Origin of the sequence: Prosthecobacter dejongeii, assembly GCF_014203045.1 — a bacterium.
Taxonomy (GTDB): Bacteria; Verrucomicrobiota; Verrucomicrobiia; order Verrucomicrobiales; family Verrucomicrobiaceae; genus Prosthecobacter; species Prosthecobacter dejongeii.
On record NZ_JACHIF010000008.1, the window covers coordinates 217,836 to 241,148 of the forward strand.

Here is a 23,313-nt window from a genome sequence, read left to right on the forward strand (position 1 = left end):
CAAAGTCTTCAGAAAGTCATCACGCAGGTCCGCTTGAGCGGCAACATCAGGGCTTGGGAGCGTCGAGGTAGCAGGCACGGTGGAGATGGGTCATTTCATCCGGATCAGCGCGATACGGATTTCACGCCGATGTTTTCACAGTCGTCCAGCCTTGTCCAGAGAGGAAAGTTTCCCTCTCTGCACAAGAATAAATGGAAATCAGGCCCAAAGATTCTCGGGATAAGCCCCGGCCGCCACGAGGGAGCGGATGCTGGCAACAACGTCTGCCTTGTCTTCAGGGTAGGTCACCCCGAACCAGGAGTCGTTTGATTCCAGCACGGTGACATCGGCTTTGCCATCGCGGATAAGCACATCCACTTCCTTGGGTACATAGCACTCAGACTTGAGATCTGTGCCGCTGGTTTCCAAGAATTGAGTGAAAGCCGCGCGCAGGTGGCCAAAGATATCAGGGGTGAAGCCGAAAAAGTTCATGGACACCACTTCTTCACCCGTCAGCGGGATGGCAGGCTCTGTTTCGCGGTTTTCAGCCCCGGTGGGAGTGCGGAAGATCTTGGTCATTTCAGTGACAGAGCTCAGCATGCCGTCCGCTCCGCGAGTGCAAACGCCACGCGCCACGCTGCCGTGGTCAGAAAGGGTGTTTTTCAGGTAGAAGCCTACCATGGAGTAGTGGCTCTTACCGTCTGCTGGGCGTTCCGTAGCTAGATAACTTCCTATCTTGGCAAAGGCATCACGACCATAAAAGTCATCGGCATTGATCATCAAGAAAGGCTCGTTTACCACACCTTCAGCCGCTAGAACGGCGTGCGCGGTGCCCCAGGGCTTGGTACGACCTTCTGGCACGCTGAATCCTGCTGGTAGATCGTTGATGTCTTGGAACGCATAATCCACCGCGATGCGGTCGCCAAATTTGCTGCCGATCTGCGTGCGGAACTGTTCTTCGAAGTCGCGTCGGATCACGAAGACCACCTTGCCAAATCCGGCACGGATGGCGTCGAACACCGAATAATCCAACACCACTTCACCAGAAGGGCCCATGGCATCGAGCTGTTTGAGACCGCCGTAACGGCTGCCCATTCCGGCAGCGAGGATGAGGAGAGTGGGTTTCATGAAGGGATGAAAATCAGAGGGCCTCCACTCATGGGCAGGCCACGCGAGGCGTCAACTGACGTTGCACGGTCAATTTAAGGGAGGATTCCCTGTTTAACTCAAGGCGGACTTCAGCGTTTGAAGGTCTTGCAGTCGCCGCACCACCTCATGTCCTGCCACTTTTTCGGTATTTTTAAAGGCTTCTCGGATGCGGTCTTTCGGTAAGGTGGAGGTTTCAGACAAGAGTTGTATCAATGCCTCATCATCCAGATTCACCAAATGGGGGTAGCGGCGAAGAGCACGAACTCGCACAGCATCCGCTGCCGCTTTGAAAAGCACGTCTGGACGCTTCAAACGATAAAAAAACTGCCCCAGTGCACTGATATGTTCGGCAAAGTGTTTGGTATCATGCAGGGCCACCTGACGGAGCGGACCAAAACGTGGCATGTGCAGCCATAGCCACGTCATTGTCAGTAGGGCGAGCCCAACCAAAGGCATCCAGGCACGATCCCATAACAAGGCCCAGAAGCTGCTCTGCAAAGTGACGATGAACTTTACCACGCATGACTCTTCACCCACCAAAGCCAGGAGCCAGCGGGCATGATCGTTTTCATCCAAAAACCGATTCCTCAAAGGTCGGGCGTGGTTAAGGATTGTCACCCTTCCCAAACCGTGAACGAGGCTGAGTGCAGGCGCTTGATCCACACGCCCAGATACTTGCTCTTGGTTAGCCAGCGGTCGGTTAAGCGAGAGCTTTAAAACATCCACAAAGTCCACTTCAAAAGTATCTTTGCCCACTTTCATGCTGCTACGCAGCGTGGGTACATCGGGTGGTTCCGGATTCGGGATTTTCAAACGGGGGGCTATTTCATCGGCCTTGTCGGAAGGTGGGAGGTCTTTGGATGTTTGTGAGTCTGGGGGCGAAGGATCTTCTAAATTGGACATTTTCTGAAATGTCTCGATCAGCGCCTTGAGATTCCCCGCGCTTTCCAACTGAACTCCCAAGGTCTCCAAAATCGGGTCTGCTCGCTCTTCATTGCCAGTATAAACATAAGAGGAAAGGCCGCTAAACATACCCCAGTCATTGTAGGGTGCGCAGCCCGCTACCGCATAGATCAGATGACCGCCCTCATTCGCCCAGGCTAGCAACTGTCTCGCTCTTGCTTCCGGCATTCCGGATTCTCCAGACACGATGATAACTCCGTGCTCCGGCTCTGGAAGTTCATTCAGCGTTGGCAGCCGTTCCACTTGGTGGCCATAAATCTCCAGCAGTTGCTGCGCGGCTAAAAAAGGGTTGGTCCGTGCTTTTCCTTCGTACCCCTGGGGTAGGTTAATCTCCTCCCAGTGACCTTCACAGCCGATAAGATGTGGCAGCAATAACAACACGAGCGCTGCCTTTTTTATCACATGCTGCCTCACAGCCGTAGCGGAGGGGAGGAACGGCCATGTGCGACACAAGTCTTCAAACTCCATTGTCCCAGGAGTCACTCCTGCATAGGCCATTCGCACCCATGCCAGAGTGAGGTGACGAAAGAATTCAGTCACAGCGGTATCGCCCATTTGAGCCACCTTGAGCAGGCAATCATCCTCCGTATCACTATCACGAATGGGCAGGCGACGTAGCTCTACCAGTCGCGATAGCATGCCACGGTAAAGCAGGCTTAAAGCCTCCTTGGGCTGCTCCTCGACCCAGGCTGCCCGTGCCGCTTTGACAATGTCTGTCGGCAGGCTCTCCCTGGTAATATCCAATCCCATGATCACCTTCGGACCAGCTTCAGGACGGTGTTTTGATTTGAAACGACCGCTTAGAAAAAGATGCTTGTTGAGTATCAACCATCGCGCTGCCAGGATGAGTAAAACCGCCACGACAGCAATGGCTAGGCCGTAAAAAACTCGTCCTAAAACAGGGCCGTTCGACATTGTAGCCTGACTGTTTTTTACTTCTTCAGTTTGATCAGGTATCCATACCCTCTGCGTGCGGCTATGTTCTTTGAATTCAGGTTTCGCCAAAATCTCTTTCAGGGCATCTGTCACCGCCTGTCTTGTTTGCGGTTTAGAAGGTGATTCTTGAGCCGTGAGTGCGCCTGGCAAAATGAAAAAAAACGCTAGTGCTGCCATGGCTATCGGGCGCAATCTTGCCGCCATCCTACGGAAAACCAGTTCAATGTCCCATCCCTCAATCTTCGTGCGTGAGTTCAGGTAGAGGCCAAATCCAGCTCCGACGTAAAACGGCTCCACCACCGTCATAGCACAAAGATAGAGGACGTAACTGGACCATAGCTCAGCATTAGGCATGTCCAGGTAACTCTCCGAATCTAAAAACAACTCGCTCCAGTCCGGCAGGCCTGAAGCAGGGCCTAACGAACTCACCAGTGCCATGATGCCCAACCAAACGGCTAATTCCAACTTTACAAATACCCATGTGACTGAGGTGCCACTGCTGCCGCCATCTACCGCTAAAGCACGGAGACGTCGCTTCACTGCCTTTCCTCTCTGCCCTTCTAGCATCCAGATGGGCAGGGCAAAGCTGCGGATAGATGACAGCCTCCGAATTAAAAGAGCAGATAACAAAAAGCGTGACCATAAACGCGGCCACTCACGCAGAGTCTCTTTGAAACTGGGCTTCGACCCAAATGCAGCCCGGCTAAGATAATACAGAGGCAGGCGATCATATAAAGGTTTGAGCCACCATGCGGTCAACGCAAAGACATGTGGATGGTCTCGCAGCAGTAGGGCCAAGAGGATCCACAACGGCACTGCGGAAATCAGCCAGAGAAGGAGTACCTGCCCGTAATCCCGTCTTACCAAGGCACAGCCCAAGTCAGCAGCCTCCCAAGGTTGCCGGGGCCGAAGAGCAATCGTTAGATCTTCAAGGCGCATGAGGACGCTCCCTCCCACTCAAAAAGAGGTACCCCAGTGTCACTACCCACAGGAGCATACCCACCGCATAACGCACAAAAGGAGGGAAGGGGTTGGCTGACCAAAATCCCTCAATCACCGCCGCAAAAGCCGTCATGAGTGCAGCGCCGGCGATGAGGATCAGCGCCCGCCGCCCGCCTAAAACTAAAGCCGTTTTTCGGTCATAGGGGCCAGGTTTGACCAAAGATAAGCCCAGTCGCATACCCGCCATGCCTGAAATCACCACCCCCATGAGTTCTGGGGCCGAGTGCCCTGCTACAAACGCATAAAAAGTCTCAGGATTGCACGCATGGTGCACGTAACCCACGGCAGCTCCCAGATGAGCGCCGTTAAAGAGCATGATGATAATGGACCCGACTCCGCCCAAAAGACCTCCCGCAAAAGTACGCAGATCAATGCCTACATTGTTCCAGATGTAGAAGGCGAACATGCCAAAGTTGGAGCCGAACTCCTCCCTCATGTAATCATGGGGAGAGGTGCCTTTGCCATACATCATTTCCATTTGGATCATGCCGTCAGGCCCCAGGATGGACATGGCCCATTCTGGATCAAAGGGCGTCCATGCGGCCAAAAAAAGAAAGGGACCCCAGAACATAACCATACAAAACCAAAAAAGCCCACGCTCCCCACGCACAGCTTGGGGGAACTCTTTGAAGATCATTTGTGCGAGTCGCTCCCACCCGCCGCTGATGCGTCTTTCTAGAGTGCGATAGCCGGTGATCGCTAAGGCATTCAGTCGGCCGACCAAACGCGGACCATACATGCGATGTTGTGCCACACTGAGGTCATGGCAAGCTTGGCGAAAAAGCTGAGGTATTTCCTCCACGCCTGCGGTCTTTGGGTTGGATTCTACCTCCCTCAACAATTGTTGTAACCGCTGCCACCGCGGCTCATTTTCTTTTTCAAACTGGGATGGCGTCATGGTTGGAAAGATAGTTAGCCTTGCCCTCCTTTTTGTAACCATACACCCATAGCGCAGGTGCGTGTGAGCCCTGCTAGACCCGTCATCCCAGTCAAAGGCTCGAGTAAATCTGACAGTTCTGTCTTGCGTGCATCAGACCACTGAGGCGCCCTTTCTAAAAACTGCATCAGGGCAGCCTGCTCTGCACGGGACAGCGTTATGGTGGGGGCCTCTGGTTCTACATTGACTCGTACCACGGCCGCTTTCGAAACTTCTGGTTCGGCATACACCACCACCGTGTCTGCTACAAGGTCCCCAAGTCGCTGAAAACGCTGGGTGAAAAGGCAGCATATTAGGCCAAAAAGGTAACATCCAGGCATGAAGTCGATCACACGCAACAGATTGCGAATGATGGATTGTGGCAATCTCACGGGGGCTCCAGAAACACTGGAGACTTTCAGTTTCATCATCCGCTGCCCCGGAGTCGCCGCCATACCAGTCATTTCAAAAAAGACGTTGTAAAACCAGGACAATACAAACATGCAGAGCATCAAAATGCCCTGAACAGTCTTATCTCCCAAACTGGGGCCCAATGCCATCAAACCCAAAAAAAGTGCCACGAGGATGGCCACAAAGATGAGCATGTCCACCAGCCAGGCCAAGCTTCGTACTGCAGGCCCAGCGACTCGTAAGTGAATCTCTACACCATCGGCAAGTTCTACGGGTTGGAGAGTGTCAGCAAGAAGAGGGACAGCCATAACGAAAGCAACGCTCGCGAATGAAGCGGTAGCCACCTTGTTTGACAACCCTGGAGTGAAACTTCTCCTGGATGAGTGTTTTCAGCACGACCGCAAAGCCATCGCTCAGCCCTGCGTCTCTAAACGCTTATTCTTGTCAAAACGAATGTCCTCAGCGCGCTCAATGAAGATGGTATCTTCGCAAATGTTCTTGGCATGGTCACCCACACGCTCCAGAAAACGAGCTACGAAAATCAAGTGTAGATAGCCTTCCAAGGGAGCTTGGCGGGCTTCCATCACACGCAACAGGGCCTGATCCACAGACTTTTCGGCTGCGTCTAGTTCTTTATCCAGCAATCGGCTTGAGGCTGCTGCATCGGGATCAGCATTCGTAAAAGCCTGGATGCTGGCTTCCAGGTTGCGCGCGCACAGGTGGTAAACTGGCTGGATCAACGTTAGTTCTGGGATCTCTGGCAGCAGATTGATCGCCCGTGCACGTTTGGCAATGCTGCAAGCCTGGTCCGAAATACGCTCTAAATTATTGGCCACGCGAATGGTGCCCATGACTTGGCGCAGATCATGAGCCGTTGGCTGGAACTTGAGCAGGATTTGCATGCCTAATTGATCGATGCTTTTCTCCAACTCGTTTACATCCTGGTCAGCAGCGATGGCGGCATTGCAGAGGTCTGTATTGCGCTCCAACAGGCCACGCATGGCGCTGCCCAGATTGCGCCGGGCAATACTGGCCATGGTGAGGACCTGCTCACGCAGGCGGTCGAGGGCTTGATCGAAAGTTGACAAAATATGCTCGTGCATCAGTGGCGTGGGCTAAGTCTGAGGCTACATGGGTAATGTGACGTTTTCGACACCTATTTTACTCTCGTTATCAACTTCAGCGACCACGGCATCACCTTTCGGTTCGCGGTTGGTACGTTCGCAAAATTGATCGTAAGTGATGACTTCGAATTCACCATTGTCGTGTTCTAGAATGGCTGTTAGGGACTCCACCCAATCTCCAGAATTTAGGTAGTGGGTATTACCCACCACTTTATTGGCAGGGCTGTGGATGTGACCGCAGATGATACCTTTGCAGCCTTTGGCCTTCGCCAGTTCTTGCAATTGTTCCTCATATTTACCCACGAAGCTAACAGCGGATTTCACTTTCAACTTCACCCAGCGACTGAGGGAAAAGCTTTCCTTACCACGAACCCGGCGATACCAGTTGTAGGCGCGGTTCACCCTCAAGAGGAGGTTGTAGCCGATGCCTCCGAGCTTGGCTATCCAAGGGTGGTTGGTCGTAACATGGTCAAAACCATCGCCATGGACCACCAAATAGTCACCTGCACGGGTATGGTGAATGTGCTCATCCGTGATCAGAAAGTTATCCAGCCGGATCGGGATGAAGCGATCAAGAATGTCGTCATGGTTACCACGCAGATAAATGATCTGGGTGTTTTCCTTTTCCATTTTCTTCAAAACGGTACGGATGAAGTGAGTGTGCGCCTTATTCCAGCCGCCAAGACGCTTCAGGTGCCAAGCGTCAATGATATCGCCATTCAGTACCAATTTGTCACACAAGGTATTGCGGATGAAATGGGAAGCTTGGGCTGCTTTACAATCGGGCATGCCCAGATGCACGTCTGAAATGAAGACCGTGCGGGCGCGCAGCTTGGTCTTCGTCCGCTCAGGATTTGTCGGCGTGTCAGGCTGGTCTTCAAGATCTTCAGGCATGGGGTGGAGTGAACGCGGAGAATGGGGTGTGGGTCAAGCCGGGTCTTTGGCCAGAATGGGAGGGATGACCGATTTCAATTCGGTTTCAAATTGCTCAATCACTCGTTGCCATCCTAGGTGGCGGGCAGCCTCACGTGCGGCCTGACGTTGAGTGGCATCTTCCCAGCAGTTCGCTGCCTTTTCACATTGCGTTAGAAAGGCGGTCTCATCATCAAACGCGGCCAGTAAGCCATTTTGACCCGTGTGGATCAGCAAGCGTGGGGCCGCATAATCATAGGCCACCGTCATTAGCCCGCTTGACATGGCCTCGAGCACCACATTCCCGAAAGTTTCTGTGATGCTAGGGAAAATAAACACATCCGCACTAGCGTAATGGGTGGCTAGGTCTTCCCCTGTGCGACTACCGGCGTAGTGGAATTCAGGATGCTCGGATTGCAGGCTTTTCAATTTAGGCCCATCCCCCACCACCACGCACACCGCCGAGGGGTTCGCTTCGCGGAATTTGGCGAAACTGCACGTCAGCAACTCAAGATTTTTTTCTGCGGCCACCCGTCCTACATACAGGGCCACCGGTGTGTCATCCCTAGCGCCCCAGGTTTCCCGCAATGCCATACTACGCCGGGCGGGATCAAACAAAGCTGTGTCCACACCACGCCCCAGCACCCCCACATTATGGATGCCCCAGCGTTCCAGCATGGCTGCCGTATCTGCGCTCGGCGTCAAAGTGCGGGCTGTTTGGTTATGAATACTGCGGAGCAGGCCTTGAGCTACGCCCTCCAAACCGGGCAACGAGTAGTCCTCCAGATAAGTTTGGAAATTCGTATGAAATCCCGACACCATAGGAATGCCCATTTTATTACCGGCACGGATGCTGGCGATTCCTAATGGCGTCTCGGTAGCCACGTAGAGAGCGTCAGGGCGAAAAGATTCATAGAGAGACTGCATCTGCCACGTGGTAGTAAATCCCATACGCAATCCTGGGTATCCAGGCAGCGGCATGGCCATCACGGTATGCCGCTTGATGGCATCTTCAGCCTCATCAGGACCAGCCTCTAGGGTAGTCACCACTTCCACTTCGTGGCCGCGTTGTTTCAATCCAGCAGCTAAGGTTGCCAGAGTTCTCGCCACCCCATTGATGTCAGGGGGGAAGGTGTCGGTGATGAGTAAAAACCTCATGTCACATGCTGTGATTCAGCTTCATAGAGAGCAGATTATCCTCGTAACAAAGTGATCCATTGTGACGAATGCGTCACCCGTATTGTTGAAATAATGTGAAGCAAGATTTTCATTTTGTGACATAGATGTCACCAAGAACAGTTTGGTGACAGACCCTCTACTTATGTAAATGGCTAGCCGATATGAGTAAAATCTTGGTAGTTGATGATGAACCGGATATTTCAGAGCTGATCACCTTGCATCTCATGCGCGAAGGCCATGAATGCATTTGCATCACCAATGGTCTCCAGGTCATGAATGCAGTGATTGAAAACGAGCCCGACCTTGTCGTGCTCGACCTCATGCTCCCTGGACAGGATGGAGTGACCATTTTCAAACGCCTTCGGGCCGATAGCCGCACCCGCTCGGTCCCTGTCATCATGCTCACCGCTCGAGCTCAAGTGACTGATAAAATCAATGGCCTGGAACTGGGAGCGGATGACTACCTCACCAAGCCATTTTCTCCCCGTGAGCTGTCTCTTCGTATTTCCGCCATCCTGCGCCGCACCAAAAAAGTAACGCATGTTTCGGAGGTCAAAACCGGGGCCTTTCTTCTGGATCGCAAGAACATGAAGTTCTTTCACAACGGTCAGCCAATTGACCTAACCACGACGGAATTTAAGTTGCTGGCTGTACTTTTGGAAAATGTCACTGCGGTTCACACTCGTGCTGAACTTCTCCGCGAAGTCTGGGGTTATTCGGACGATGTAGCCACCCGCACCTTGGATACTCACATCAAACGCCTGCGTGAAAAGCTGGGTGAGGCCGGGCGTCACATCATCACGGTTCGTGGCACGGGCTATCAATTCATCCCAGATCCTGTCGCCATTGTCGCGGAAAGTCTGGCTTCATCGTAATGGCAGACTCCCCTGGCTAACTTTCTTGAAGGGTTCAGACGATCCGGTACGCGTTTAGCGACTGACCTTTTCCTTGATCCCTTAGTTCCTGGCCTAACCATATTCGCATCGCCTTTCTTCAGCTTCTCTCCGTTTTCCTTTCATGACCATCCTTTTGCTTAGCCTCGCCCTCTTGCTCCTCGCAGCCTGGGCCTGGCAGCGTGAGAAGCACTGGCGCCGTAGCGTCCAGCAAGTGACCAAAGCCGCAGGGCTCAGCATCTTTGAGGCAGATAAACTCAGCGCTCGTTTTCAGGGGCTAGCCGAGGCTCAGAACTCCCTCAACAAAGAGGAGTATTTGCGCCGCCTTTTTGAATCCCTTCTGAATGAGATTCGTCAGGGCGTGGTCATTGTAGATGATCACCAACGCATCAAATTCTGCAATCGTACGATGGGGCATCTTTTCCACCGGCCGTCCATTCACCGCGGCCGCACGCTGCTGGAAGAATTCTCCGATCATCAGGTTAGCGATACGGTACAATTGGCCATCCAAAATCAACGCCGCACGGTGAAGGAAATCGATGTCCATACGACCTTAGGGTCCGGTGCCATCAGCACTCGCCATTATCTCATTGAGGCGGCTCCTCTCCCGGCAAAGGCAGAAGCCGGCGCTTGGCTCATGGTCTATGACATCACTGAGCAGACTCTGGCCGAGCAAGTACGCAAAGACTTTGTAGCCAATGCTTCGCATGAACTCCGCACGCCACTCACACTGATCAATGGCTACATCGAAACCCTGCAAAGCGGTCTTATCAAAGATGAAACAGCCATGCGCCGTTGCCTGGATGTCATGGAAAAACATGGCAAGCGCATCATTCGTATCATTGAAGACATGCTTACCATTTCCCGCTTGGAAAATGGTAGTTCGGCTCTGAACCTGGAGCCTTTCACCGCACGTTCCTGTGTGCAGGATGCCCTTGATCACCTTTCTCCAATGCTGGAGGGACGGGACACCCGGATTCAGCTCGATTTCCCGCCTGATGGGGGCCAAATGGTCGGGGATCGTTTCTATTGGGACCAGTTGTTTACCAACCTGCTTGAAAACGCCATCAAGGAAAACCCCAATCCAGGGCTTATCCTTAAAGTTACAGGTCAATGGTTTGCGGATCATTGCTTACTCACCGTGGCAGATAACGGCATCGGCATAGCAGCTCACGATCTACCCTTTGTTTTCAAACGCTTTTTCAGGGGGCACAAACATCACTCGCCTGAAATTAAAGGAACAGGCTTGGGTTTGAGCATCGTCCGACGTACCGTCGAGGCCCATGGAGGCACGATAGATCTGACAAGCACTCCTGGAGTAGAGACCACTTTTCGCATACGGGTGCCACTTGCCGCCACGAGCCTGGGCTGATCGCAAAGTGTAGGGTTGCTCACAGCGGCACTGCGAGTAGCCTATGCCAGCCATGTCTAGCCAGTCATCCCCCCCTGATGCAGCCCTCTCTGGCAGTCCCTCCCGCCTGCCCAAGATGGCCTTCGTTGCTGCCGCTGCGGGTGCCCTCCTCAGCACTCGTTCTAGATTCAGTGGTGCCTTAGTTCTGGGCGGGCTCGTTTGGATGGCCTCTCGCCGAAAAGAAGCCTCCTCAGCACCCGCAGCAGTTGTCGTCACGACCTCTTTGGAAGATCTTTGTGCGCCATCGGATCCCTTTTTAGAAAGCCCGGTTGATGCGTTATTATCGGAAGAAAAAAACCGAGTTTGGACGACTTGCGCAGCACATTGCAACCTCCGGCCTCGCTTTTCACGCCTGCTCCCACCCCGCCCGCTAAGACGCCTACTGGCCCTCTTGTAAATTCACCTCTCCTGCAGGCGGCACCGGTATTCATTGAGGTGCCAGAAGACATTCTGCCGAGCACCGCTAATCAAGACACCTTACCGGATAACATCGCTATCCCCACCACCCCTGACCCCCCGCCAGATTTATTGGCGGGAGTCCAGTCTCCTCTGATCATCCCACCGATGGTGTCCTCTCCGATGACCTCAGTGCATCCTAAAGCAGGGATTCACACCCCATCCATGCATTTTCCCCTCATTTTGCCGCCAATTGAACCTTCAGATTTACCGTCCATACAACCTCGAAGAAAAACGTTTTTTCAGTGGTTGCGGGATCCTTGACGACTTCTTTTCAAGAAGGCTTTTGCAGCTTCATTCTATCCCTATTGCCTCGGTGAGAACGGAAACGGGTTAGGATGGTCTGTGTAATCAGGGCGTGCATCGATGCTTCGCTCTTGAATCGAGGTTGCCCCTTCTCAGGGCGCTTTTTTGGGCGCCGGGCGTGACTGTTTCGGATGGCCCTCCAATTGGATGACGCTCAACTTCCCATCCGTTGGGAAATCTTTTGGCACATCTGCTGTTAGGCTGACTTGACCCGTCGCGGCCCATTCTGTCCCGCGTTGGAGTGTTTCATAAAACCCCCGGCAAAGCATGGAGTAATCCGCATGGCCTAATGTTGTGTGAAAAACGCGGCCTTTGCCATAGCTCAAAACCATCAAGTTCGGCTCCTGCTCTGCGGTAAGATCTGATTTAGCCGATGCCAAAATCTGAATGTTCTCGGCAGGTCCGCGAAGGCGACTGTAAAGTTCATCTTGAGCATGAAGCCAGCGCTGTGGTAAACCACGGGTGATGGGGTGGTCTGTGTCTTGAATTTCCACCCTAAATTCGTGTTGTGGGCCGTGCGCACCACCAGGCCCTTTCACGGGATCTCGGAAAAGCTTGCCATCCTTTACATAAAGCCAGGGACCAGAGCTTTCATTTCTGCCCCCCCAACCACCAACACCAATCATCTGGTTGTATTCCTTCCATTCGGGGAAGGAGTTATTCGCTGCATGAACGGAGATAAATCCGCCACCTTTTTTCATGTAGTCATCGAACGCGATCCGGACTGTTTCAGGCCAGGGCTCACCATTGTAATTGCTCACCACTGCCGCATAGCCGGTAAAATCAGGCTTCCATGAAGTCCATGCCTCATTCGTTGCTCCCTTGGGTGGGGAGGTTGAAATCGTAACATCAAACGCCCCACTGCTTTCCAGGGCGTCTTTTAAAACGGGGGTCGTGATCTCCCATTTATGATTGTTCTGACCATCAATGATTAGAATCTTTAGCTTCGTCGAGGGCGCTGCCACAGACACAAAAAAAGTCAGGACCAAAAGGGCTAAAATGGGCACGAAAGCGGATCTCATATCTCTTTTTAAAGACCTACAAGTCGCTCCAGAACAAGCAAAATATCCAACTCGCCTTTTGTAGGCAGTGATGCTGCGCAAATTCCCAGCTTTTTAAGTTCCAGGACAGCGGCATTCGACAAATCTGAGAGTCGAATCGTGGTGATTTGAACATTTAAGAGAAAATTCCTCTGCAAAAATCCATCCGAAGAGATTTTTTTTGTAACGCAAACCCATCGATCCTGTAGAGCCTAGTGTGAAGTACTATGGGACATTGCCTGACAGACGAAAAAGTAAGGAAAATAAAAAATGTCAGACAATATTAAGGTAAATTAATCATTTTATTTCGGCTTTAAGGATTAAGTATAAATACGAAAGCTCAAAAATTAAGATAATTACAATACTTTATCTTAAACAAAAATTTCGCTCAAAGACACCCCGCATAGACGCATTGCCACCTCCCGATTCCATGAAACGACCCTCCCCCTCCAAATTACGACTCTTGGCCGCTGCGGCCTTTTCGATACTGTCCGGTTCTTTATCCGCAGCCACCATCAATGTAACGGCCGGGGACATCATTCAAACCGCTGTCAATAGCGCGACAGCTGGGGATGAGATTGTTGTTGGTCCTGGCACCTACAACGAACGTGTCGTGATCAACAAAGCGATTAAGCTGATTTCTTTAAATGGTCGTGGGACGACGATCATTGACGGTTCTGCTGTAGCTTCTGGTGCTCAGGGTGCGATTGAATTGATCGGAAACACGGACGGAACTGTCATCGGTGAAACGGGTCACGGATTCACTCTTGTGGGCTTCGATAATGTTCCCGGCAGCGAGGTGGGGGCCTTGTATGTGCAGGGAACGCACAACAACCTGAAAATCGAAGGCAATGATATTGTGGCAAATGGAGATTCAGCCTTAACGTTCCAGTTCAATGCTGTGACGGGAACAAATGTTCTCATTAACGACAATATTTTCTCCGGCAAAACCTTCGTTGGTGCCTTTCCAGCAACAGGAAATCAGTTCACGGTACCCAATGTGGCTCGGCAGGTCATTGTTATTGGAAATGGTCCATCGAATCCTGTGACCCTTTTTAATCTGCAATTCACCAATAACCAGATCACTGCGATTTCAGGTGCCACGCAAGCAGGGGAAACAAGGGGTAATCTGCTGGCGACAATTGATGTGGATGGCGTGACAGTTACTGGAAATACCTTTGCTGGCGTCACTCCTAGCAGGGCCGCGTTTCGGGCTCGGCGTCCAGATCTCGTTCTTACTGGTAACACGTTCAATACCACCAATGTCGGTTCTTTGCTCGACGTTCAAAACAACACGACGCCGCTGAGTTCATTGATCGCAGCAAACACGGTCACCAATAGCAGCTCATCTGCAGCAGGTTCCGCCATTACTGGAACTGAGGCTTACACAACGATTCAGGCTGCTGTGAATGCCGCCATTCCTGGCGCTACCATCAGTGTGACGCCTGGTATCTACAACGAGCGAGTGGTCATTAGCAAAGCGGTGCGCCTGATTTCAACGGGTGGTCGTGGAGTCACTACCATTGATGCGAGCGCGGTGGCGGGCAGTGCTCTGGGGGCAATTGAAGTGCAGGGAACACTCACTGGTGTGACTATCGGTGAATCTAGTGCTGGATTCACGCTCATTGGTTATGATGGAACTCCAGGGCTAGAAGCAGCAGCGCTGTATGTGAAAGGTTCGCAGACGACCCTTAAAATCGAAGGCAATGACATTCGCGCCAACGGTGATTCTGCGTTAACCATTGAATTTGGAACGGCGGGTTCGGGTGTTCTCATCAATGACAACCTGTTTTCAGGTAAAACTTTTGTTGGTGCCAATCCCGCCTTTGCTCCCTCATCCCAACAATTCACTACCGCAAATGTCGCGCGTCAGCTGATCGTGATCGGTAATGGTGGTGGTGCTGGAGCTTCTTCGCTAAGTGGTGTTACTTTTAGCAATAACAGGATTGAGGCTATCACGGGTGGATATGACACCGCTGTCATGCCTCCCGTTGCTTGGGGGAACAATGCGGCCACGATTGACGTGAGCAATCTCGTGATGACTGGCAATCAATTTGTCAGCACTATTACTTTTGGGACTGCTTTCCGTGTTCGTCGTTCGGGTGCCACAATCTCGGGCAATACTTTTGACACCACCAACATGGGGCCAAATACGGCTCTGATCATTACCGAAAACAACGTCACGTCGATTGCTGATTTTATTGCAGCGAATACTCTGGTGAAAAATGGCCAGCCTGCAGGCGCTGCTCTTACCGGAAGCAACGCCTTCACCACCATCAATGCCGCTATTGCGGCGGCTGCACTCAATGCCAACATCAATCTTCTGGCTGGCACTTACTCTGAATATGTAAACGTGAACAAAGCCGTGACTTTGATCGGTGCTCCTAATCGTGCCTCGATCGTCCAAGCTCCCGCCGGTGCAGCGACTAGCGCTGTTACCATTGCTGCTTCCAATGCAACGATCTCAGGTCTGACGATCACTCGTTCTGGAAACACTGTTGCAACTTGGAATGACACCTTGAGTTCTGCGGGAATTTCCATTCAGGGGGCATTCACCAATGCACGTATCACGGAAAACTTGATCACCGGGATGCGCACAGGGATTGACATCAACAATAGCAGTGGCCACTCCGTGTTCCGCAATGTTCTGGAGAATAACCACACTGGGATGATTCTGCGCAACCAGACGGACAATCTATTGGTTGAGCAAAACTACATCATCAATAACCGCACTGTTGGGGTTCTTTTCCTTGATGCTGGAGGAGCTCCCCCGCAGCAAGCTGCTAACAGCAAGTTCAACAGCAATGCAATCAGTGGCAACTGGTATGGACAGGTAGTTGATCGCCAAACCAATCCCTCGTTGTCGCCCGACAAGTTGAAGGATTTCAGCGGCAACTGGTTCGGCACTGCCACGCCTTCAGTCGTCACCGCCAATAGTGCAGAGCTTCGCTACGACGAGCTTATTCCAGTCGTGTTTGGTGGCACCGCTTCCGCTCCAGGAGGCCAACCTGAACTTGCAGGCCCCGGTTCTGCCAACATCGATTTTTCACCCATTTTTACTTTAGGTACCGACGCAGAACCTGCGACTTATGGTTTCCAAGGTGTTCCTGCCAATCTACAGGTCAAAGCAGACATTGCGGTGGTTGGTGCGGCTACCATCAGCAACATCCAGCAAGCCATCAACGCCGTGACCTCTCCGGCCACTGTTAAGATCCCAAATGGCACTTATGGTGGATCAGTGAGTGGGGCAGGTAAGGCCATCACTTTCAGCATTGGAGCGAGCCCAGGTGCCATTGTGGTCAACGGTGATTTTGCGATCGATTCTGATGACACCTTGGAAATTGAGATTGAGGGCAACTTGCCAGGCACAGGTTACGACCAATACACCATCAATGGTGCCGTTTCTCTTGGCGGCGCTAATGTAGTGTTCTCTGGCGGTTACAGCTTGCTCGAAACGGACCAGATTTTATTCTTGGTGAATGACTTAGCGGATGCCGTCATTGGCACCTTTGCAGGCAAGCCTAACGGCACCGTGGTATCGTTCGGAGGTGGTTCGGCGATCGGTTATCTTTTGGGAAGCGGTAATGACATCGGTCTTGGTCTTTCCAATATTACCGTTTCTCAGGGCCCTGTGACCATTACCGACGGCCAAAACACCCCATTGATTGATATCGGGACGAAGACTCCAGATTCGGGTGATCCATCCAAAGTCTTCACTATCCAAAACTCGGGCGCATCTCCTGTCGAGATTACCGATGTTACCGCCCCAGCTGCCTACACCATTTCAGGCATTGCACTCCCTCTGTCTCTGGAGCCTAATCAGACGACCACTTTCACGGTCACTCTCACTTCTGACACAGCCAACACTCACACTGGCACGGTATCTATCACCAGTAACGAGGCAGTGGGTAGCCCATTTACCTTCGGCATAACGGGGTTTGTGACACCGGATGTCGTGGTGACGCCCGGTGGTGTGGCTGGCGAGGCCGATGTCGATATCCAGATCTACAACGCCGCAGGGACAGATCCGCTCACTCTCACGGTCGCTGTGCCGAATGATACCACTTACACCCTGACCCGCAGCAGTGGCACCTGGGGCACCATTGCATTGACAGGTGTCAGCAGCGCCAATACTGCGGTGTTGACCATCACAAAGTCTGAAGTGGACGAGGTGAACATCCGTGATGTCGTGGGCCTGGGATCAGGTGCGGTGCAGGTGACCTTCAACGGTCGTGGATCGGTCACATCTGGCCGGACTTTTGACGATGACTTTAATGTCTTTCTCGACACAGCCACGGCCGGAGAAGTGAGGCTCGACGGTAACTGTCAGTTCACCGGTGATGCATCTTTGAATGTGGAGACGCTTCTTAACATTTACCTTACGGGGCAGACTCCTGGCCGCACGGTTTCTGTCGTGGATGGCGATCTTACCCTGAAGGCCAACCAAGGGGCGACCGCTAGTTCCGGCGAATTCACTGGAATCCATTTCAATCGTTACACAGCTAGTTCCAGCGGTAGTGGAAACATCACTCTTCTCGGACGCGGCGGTAACGGCACTAATGGGGCATCCAACCGGGGATTCTACATGCAGTCCAATTCGGTTGTTGAGAGCACTTCAACGGATGTCATGACCGCTGGAACCATCGAGATCAGCGGCACAGGTGGTGCGACAAGCGGCGCGACAAATAATGCCGCTGGCGTTCTCATCACTGGGGCCGCCACCCGGATCATCTCAAACGCAGGTGGCATTGAGGTGGTTGGCAGCACTGACTCGACCGGCACAGGTGGCAGTTTATTGGGCGTCTCCGTTGAGAATGGAGCACAGATAAACGGCATTGGCTCTGCAGATGTCACCGTCACGGGAACCGGTGGAGATGCTACAAGCGGTGCTAACAACCGTGGTGTATCTGTCAATGCTACTAACTCGTTAGTCACGGTTGAAGATGGAACGTTGATCATCAGTGGCACTGCGGGTGATGCGCCCGCCAGCAGCTCTCAGATTGGTGTTCGCATTTCAGCCGGTGGCGCTGTTAGCTCCACTGGGGACGGTCCAATTTCTTTAACAGCGATCGCTGGTGCAGGCACCACGGATAACATCGGGCTGCAAATCACGGGTACAGGAAGTCAGCTTACCTCACTGAACGGTGACATCACGGTGACTGCGACAGCAGGAGGTTCTGGTGCTACTAATGGTAATAATGGCATTCGTGTGACAGCTGGGGGCCGCGTTATTTCCACGGGGGCCGCTGATATCAACATCACCGCTACCGAAAAATTCAATGGTCCCAATTCTCAGGCCTTCAGCCTGGATAATGCCGATTCTGCCATTGTTTCAACGGCAGGAACTGGTGACGTATTCATTCGGGCGAATTCGATGCGAATTGTAACCGGGGGTGTCATCACCGCTACTGGGAATGAAGTCACCGTCGGTCCCCGCACAGCACTTCCTGCCACATTGGGAGGCGATGACGTGGTTTCGATGGGCTCTGTGATCAGCTTTGGTATCCCTCAGGCTGAAATCAACAGCATCGCTGCTGCCAAATTGACGGTCGGTGACATTAGCAACACCACAACGGTGGCAGTGGGTGTGCCAGTCACCATCCCAGCGGGTATGGACCTGGAACTGGCCGCAAGTGGCAATGTGGAGTTGGATGCAGTGATCACTTCTGCAGATGACGTCATCTTTACCTCCGCAACAGGCGTCGTGAATCCTGATCTCACAGGCAATGATCTTACCGCAGGATCGGTGGCCTTCGGGAGTGGGACGACTCTCCAAATTCCTATCAAAGGAACGACGGCTGATAGTGAAGTCGGCTACCGTAAATTGACGGTCACTGGCGCAGTGAACCTCACTGGTTCTGACCTTGAGATTCCCAGCGATGTCTTTGCTCCATCCGTCGGTGCCCGATTTGTTATTGTAGAAAACGATGGCGTCGATGTCGTCACTGGCAATTTCGCCGGACTGCCACAAGGCTACCTGATTCCCAATTTCCGAGGAACTGCACGCGAGCTGCTTGTTCGTTATAATGAAGACTCCACGACGCCTCTCGCCACTGGCAATGACGTGGTGCTGACTCTGGTTGCCCCGGAAATCCAGGTCTTCGACGGACTCACCGAACTGGCGGACGCACAGCTGGGAGTCACCGCTTTTGGCTCGACGACCGTGGGTGGTCCAGTCGGCAAACAGTTCACCATTACCAACGATGGTCTCGGCACCCTGGCCATCAGCAGCATTACGGCTCCTACAGGATTTTCCGTGAGCGGAGCACCGACTTCGATCGCTCCTGGGCAGTCATCCAACTTCACGGTGACCTTCACCGCTGCCACGGCAGGCACCTTCAGTGGTGACGTGGAAATTGTCAGTGACGATGTCGATGAAGCATCGTTTACCTTCCCAGTGAGTGGCACCGCTACTCCACAGGTGGTGGTGACTGGCACTGTGGTGGACATCGAACTGGCAAATACTGGCAATGATCCGTTCAACATTGTTATCGCCGTGCCTGCCGCGCCGAACGACAATCGTTACACATTGACCCGCAGCGCTGGAACCTGGAACTTTGCCGAGACGCCAGGAGTTGCAACGGGCACCGGCACATCGGTACTGACGCTCTTCAAGAGCGGTGTCACAGAAGTGAACATCACGGATGCCGTCGGCCTTGGAACAGGCCTTGTGGGAGTGGAGTTCAACGGGCGTGCTGCGATCACGACGGGGAGAACCTTCGATGATTCTTTTTACGTGGATCTTGACACAGCGACTGCGGGTGCGGTGACTTTTACCGGCAATTGCATATTCACTGGCACTGCCTCCTTGGATGTGGAGACATTGCTGAATATCTCAGTCAGCAGTGGTCGCACCGTTTCGGTAGTGGACGGAGATCTGAGCTTGATCGCCAACCGTGGAGCTGTGGCATCCTCGGGGACTTTTGTGGGTGTGCGTTTGGATGGAGGGAGCGTGATCACCAACGGCACGGGAAGTGTCAACGTCAGCGGACGTGGAGGCAATACACTCACAGGCGGCGAAAACCGTGGGGTGCTCTTGATTAACGGTGGCAAGGTGCGCAGTCTTTTCACCGGAACTAATCCAGGAACTGTCACGGTCAGAGGGACAGGGGGGCCAGTGACTGGATCCACTACCAACTCCTCTGGGGTGACTGTGACTGGTGGTGCAAGCATCATTTCTTCCGCTGGCGGGGATGTGCTTATCTCCGGTGACAGTGAAACGCAGGGTACAGGTGGCAGCCACTACGGTGTGGCAATCAACTTGATGGCCGATGTGGAGGTGGCTGGCGATGCTGAGCTTTCCATCATTGGCGTTGGAGCTCCTGGCAATGCTGGCTCTGGTAACCACGGTGTTTTTATCAATGCTTTTGGCACTGTCGTCAGTGCTGCCGAAGGTAAGCTGAGCATTCAGGGAACGGGTGGGTCCTTCGTGGGTGACACGACAGGAACTTATCGTGGTGTGAGTATCGGGGGCGGTGCCATCGTTAGTTCCACGGGTGCGGCACCGATTGAAATTACGGGAGTGGGGGGAATCGGCCTCAGTGACAACATTGGTGTTTTTGTGGATTCCGATGCTGAGATCACTTCTGCGACTGGTAAGATTACTTTGGCTGGAACGGGCGGTGGCCACAATGCAGCAGCTAGCCAAACCAATTATGGAGTCCGAATCACAGCCGGGGGGACTTTAGCATCTACTGGCACTGCTGATATCGAGATCAGAGCCGCAGGCAATGGCCTCCCATTGGCTGCTTACTTCCCGCCATTCAGCTTGGATGGTGATGGATCATCCATCGTGTCCTCAGGCACTGGCGACCTCGAAGTCATCGCTAATGGTGTTCGGATTTTCAGCAGCGGTGTTAACCCCTATCCTACCATCAACGTAGCAGGCAATGGCGTGACATTCCGTCCGCTGAGCGCAACGGCAGTATCCATCGGTGGTGCTGATGCCTCCGGGATATTGGGTCTGGTTGGGCTGGAGCTAAACACCATCACCGCTGGTAGCATCACGGTGGGTGATCTGACCCAGACAAGCACGCTCACTGTTGCTGCGGATGTGACCGTGCCGACAAATGCAAATCTGCTGCTGAAGGCGGATGGTAACATCACTCAGAATACAGGTGCCGGCGCGATCACCACTCAGGGGAGTGGTGCCGTGCAGGTGACTTCCCAATCGGGTGCCCTTCGTCCGCTGCGAACGACCACCGACATGACGGTTGCCGGAGCAGCAGGGCTTACCTTCGGGACTGGCGTGACAACTGAGCTTGAAATCTCGATTAATGGTTTGGCTCAGAACAATGAAGCCACAGGTTATCGGGCCTTGATCGTTGCTGGCGGAGTATCTCTCCACAACACGGCGCTGCTCCTGACTGGCAGCTTCCCAGGGGCTAATTTAGGCGACAGCTTTGTGATCGTTGAGAACGATGCTGCCGATGCTGTGGGAGGCACTTTCCTTGGCCTCAATGATGCGACCCTTATATCTGCAGATTTTCAGGGTTCGGGTAAACCGGCCTGGGTGGACTACCTGGGTGGAGACGGCAATGACGTGGAACTCGTAGTTGGTAATCCCGATCTCCGCGTCGAGCAGCCGGTTAGCACGACATTAGTGGTAACGCCGACGCCTGTGATTGATTTTGGTGATGTGGCACCTGGCACCAGCGATGTCCTGACCTTCACCCTGACCAATGAAGGTTATGCGAAACTGGTTTTGGGCACGATTCTCGTCCAGGGGGGCAGCGATCCAGAATTCAGTGTGATCAATGCTCCTGCCGCCTCGACTGTTCTGAGGGCGGGCGAGTCCACCACGTTCCAGGTGAGGTTCCAGCCGAACAGCCTGGGAGGCTACACCGGTAGCGTTCTCATCTCGAGCAACGATCCCGATGCTGAAGGCAGTTTCGTTATCAATCTGGAAGGCACTGGAGCCTTTGATCCACCGACACCCGTGCCTTCATTCTATGGTGACGTCGTCACCGGCAACTTGGCTCCTGATTCAACTGGAACGGGCACTGTGGGGACTTTTGGTCCGCTCATCCGCGGTGCTTATCTCGCTGAAAACGGTGGTCTCGTGTTCCCCGGTGAACTTTCGGGGGGTGAAAAGGGCATCTGGAAAACAGAGAACATCTTGACTCCCAACTCTCTGAAGTTGGTGGCTCTGACGGGTGATCTACATCCCGAAAGCCCGGTCCAGAGTTATGACTTACTTCCGGAGATCCCCGCTATCAACCGCACTGGGCAGGTATCCTTCGTCGCGCGGATAACGGGTTCCGGAATCACCGCAGACAATGACACAGGTCTGTGGAGTGAAGTTGGCGGGCCGCAGGGCCCCCTGCTTGTCGCCCAGGAAGGTGAAGATGAAGTGCTCACTGGCGTGAAGATCTCTGGATTTGGCTCTGGAGGCACCACTGCTAATGCGCCGCTTTCATCTGCCGCAGGTTGGGGCACGGCTCAGATCGGTGCGGATGCGGAGGTCGCTTTCTCGGTTTCTCTGAGTGGAACAGGTGTCCTCACGGCCGGAGCCGATGCTAACGCGACTGCCATTCTGCGAGCCAGCTTCGTGGGTGGTGTGGCTCAGCCTCTGTCCATTTTGGCTCGTCAGGGAAGCGTGGCACCAGGGGCCACCACCGCCAAATTTGGTAATCTCGCGGGCAACTTCAGTGATCCTGTCCGTGTGGATGATGATGGCAATGCCGCCTTTGGTGCTGTCATCACAGGTGGGTCCGGTGTTTATTTTGCAGCGCGTGGGCAGGCTCTCACCAAAGTGGCAGCGACAGGTGACGCGGCTCCTAATGCCGGTGCAGATACGACATTCAGAACCTTAGAGGCACCCACTCTGGGCACAGATGGCTATGTGGCGTTCCGCGGCCTGTTGAACAACACTGGAACCAATGCGGATGGTAAGACCAATGATGGTATCTGGGGTGGTATGGCGAATAATCCAGCAGGCCTGCAAGTCCTACTTCGCCGTGGCTGGGTCATTAATCCTGACCGGACCGTCACTCCGACCGGAGCCCCTGGACGCCCCAAGGTGGGCAATCCATGGGGAGGATGGCTGACACGCAATGGCGACAACCGTGGTGCTTGGCGCGCCTGGGTGGATGCCGATGGTGATGGTGTGCTAACCACCCGTAACGCTCCTGAAAATGATTACCATGGCATTTATGCCAATACCGCTGTGGACGGCATCATGCGGTTGGTTGTTGCTGAGGGAGACATTGCCCAGGGCTACGAGGCCGCTACCTTCATCTCACTGGATCATCCTCTGGCCGGTGGTGACAACCAGGTCGCGTTTGTTGGGACTGTGGGTGGACTGGTCACAGTCAGCCCGCCGGTGGCAGCGAACTCCTCCAATGGCAACAACAAGGGAATTTGGCGCCAGTCCCCTAACGGTGGTCCGTTCTACCTGATCATCCGCACTGGCCAGACCATCATGGTTGGTGGCGTTCCTCGTGTCGTCACAGATGTGGATCTTCCTGGGTCAGGTGTGAACATCACAGGCTCACGCCGCATTGAGCAGCCGCTCATGGATGGCAGCGGTCGTCTGGTCATCTTTGTGACACTGCAAGGTGGAGACACCACACAGGTTTTAGCACCTTGATCTGATTCAACCCACCTGGGAGTCAGAGGATGCGTCCTCTGACTC

General features: G+C 53.4%; 11 protein-coding genes. 3 read left to right on the forward strand and 8 right to left on the reverse strand.

Going from position 1 to position 23,313, the window contains the following annotated elements; translation table 11 throughout:
• Nucleotides 1-198: 198 nt before the first annotated feature.
• The 7 genes from HNQ64_RS18010 to HNQ64_RS18040 form a co-directional block, all read right to left on the reverse strand.
• The gene (locus HNQ64_RS18010) at nt 199-1,107 is read right to left on the reverse strand and encodes a nucleotidyltransferase family protein (RefSeq protein WP_184211232.1); all 909 of its coding nucleotides are present in this window, start codon (nt 1,105-1,107) and stop codon (nt 199-201) included.
• Between the two features lie 93 nt (nt 1,108-1,200).
• Nucleotides 1,201-3,966: a DUF4350 domain-containing protein gene (locus HNQ64_RS18015; RefSeq protein ID WP_184211234.1), complete on the reverse strand. Its 2,766-nt coding sequence runs from the start codon at nt 3,964-3,966 to the stop codon at nt 1,201-1,203.
• Nucleotides 3,956-4,927 carry a stage II sporulation protein M gene (locus HNQ64_RS18020; RefSeq protein WP_184211236.1) on the reverse strand — a complete coding sequence of 324 codons (972 nt, stop codon included), beginning with the start codon at nt 4,925-4,927 and terminating at the stop codon, nt 3,956-3,958. Before HNQ64_RS18020 ends, HNQ64_RS18015 begins: the two co-directional genes overlap by 11 nt.
• A 14-nt stretch (nt 4,928-4,941) precedes the next feature.
• A complete protein-coding gene (locus HNQ64_RS18025; RefSeq protein WP_184211238.1) occupies nt 4,942-5,664 on the reverse strand; it encodes an RDD family protein in 723 nt (240 codons plus the stop codon).
• Between the two features lie 105 nt (nt 5,665-5,769).
• Complete coding sequence (gene phoU / locus HNQ64_RS18030; protein WP_184211240.1) at nt 5,770-6,444, reverse strand: phosphate signaling complex protein PhoU; 675 nt, start codon at nt 6,442-6,444, stop codon at nt 5,770-5,772.
• 39 nt (nt 6,445-6,483) lie between these two features.
• A complete protein-coding gene (locus HNQ64_RS18035) occupies nt 6,484-7,374 on the reverse strand; it encodes a UDP-2,3-diacylglucosamine diphosphatase (RefSeq protein ID WP_184211242.1) in 891 nt (296 codons plus the stop codon).
• Nucleotides 7,375-7,407: 33 nt separating this feature from the next.
• Nucleotides 7,408-8,550, reverse strand: a complete 1,143-nt coding sequence (locus HNQ64_RS18040) for a glycosyltransferase family 4 protein (protein WP_184211243.1) — start codon at nt 8,548-8,550, stop codon at nt 7,408-7,410.
• A 182-nt stretch (nt 8,551-8,732) separates the two neighbouring features.
• On the opposite strand from HNQ64_RS18040, the gene HNQ64_RS18045 reads away from it, so the two are divergent.
• Entirely contained in the window at nt 8,733-9,446 is a 714-nt protein-coding gene (locus HNQ64_RS18045) for a response regulator transcription factor (protein ID WP_184211245.1), read from the forward strand.
• A gap of 142 nt (nt 9,447-9,588) precedes the next feature.
• Entirely contained in the window at nt 9,589-10,836 is a 1,248-nt protein-coding gene (locus HNQ64_RS18050) for a sensor histidine kinase (protein WP_184211247.1), read from the forward strand.
• A gap of 893 nt (nt 10,837-11,729) precedes the next feature.
• Here the strand turns inward: HNQ64_RS18050 and HNQ64_RS18055 are convergent.
• Nucleotides 11,730-12,740, reverse strand: a complete 1,011-nt coding sequence (locus HNQ64_RS18055) for a ThuA domain-containing protein (protein WP_246431101.1) — start codon at nt 12,738-12,740, stop codon at nt 11,730-11,732.
• 367 nt (nt 12,741-13,107) lie between these two features.
• On the opposite strand from HNQ64_RS18055, the gene HNQ64_RS18060 reads away from it, so the two are divergent.
• Entirely contained in the window at nt 13,108-23,268 is a 10,161-nt protein-coding gene (locus HNQ64_RS18060) for a choice-of-anchor D domain-containing protein (RefSeq protein ID WP_184211249.1), read from the forward strand.
• The last annotated feature ends 45 nt before the right edge of the window (nt 23,269-23,313 follow it).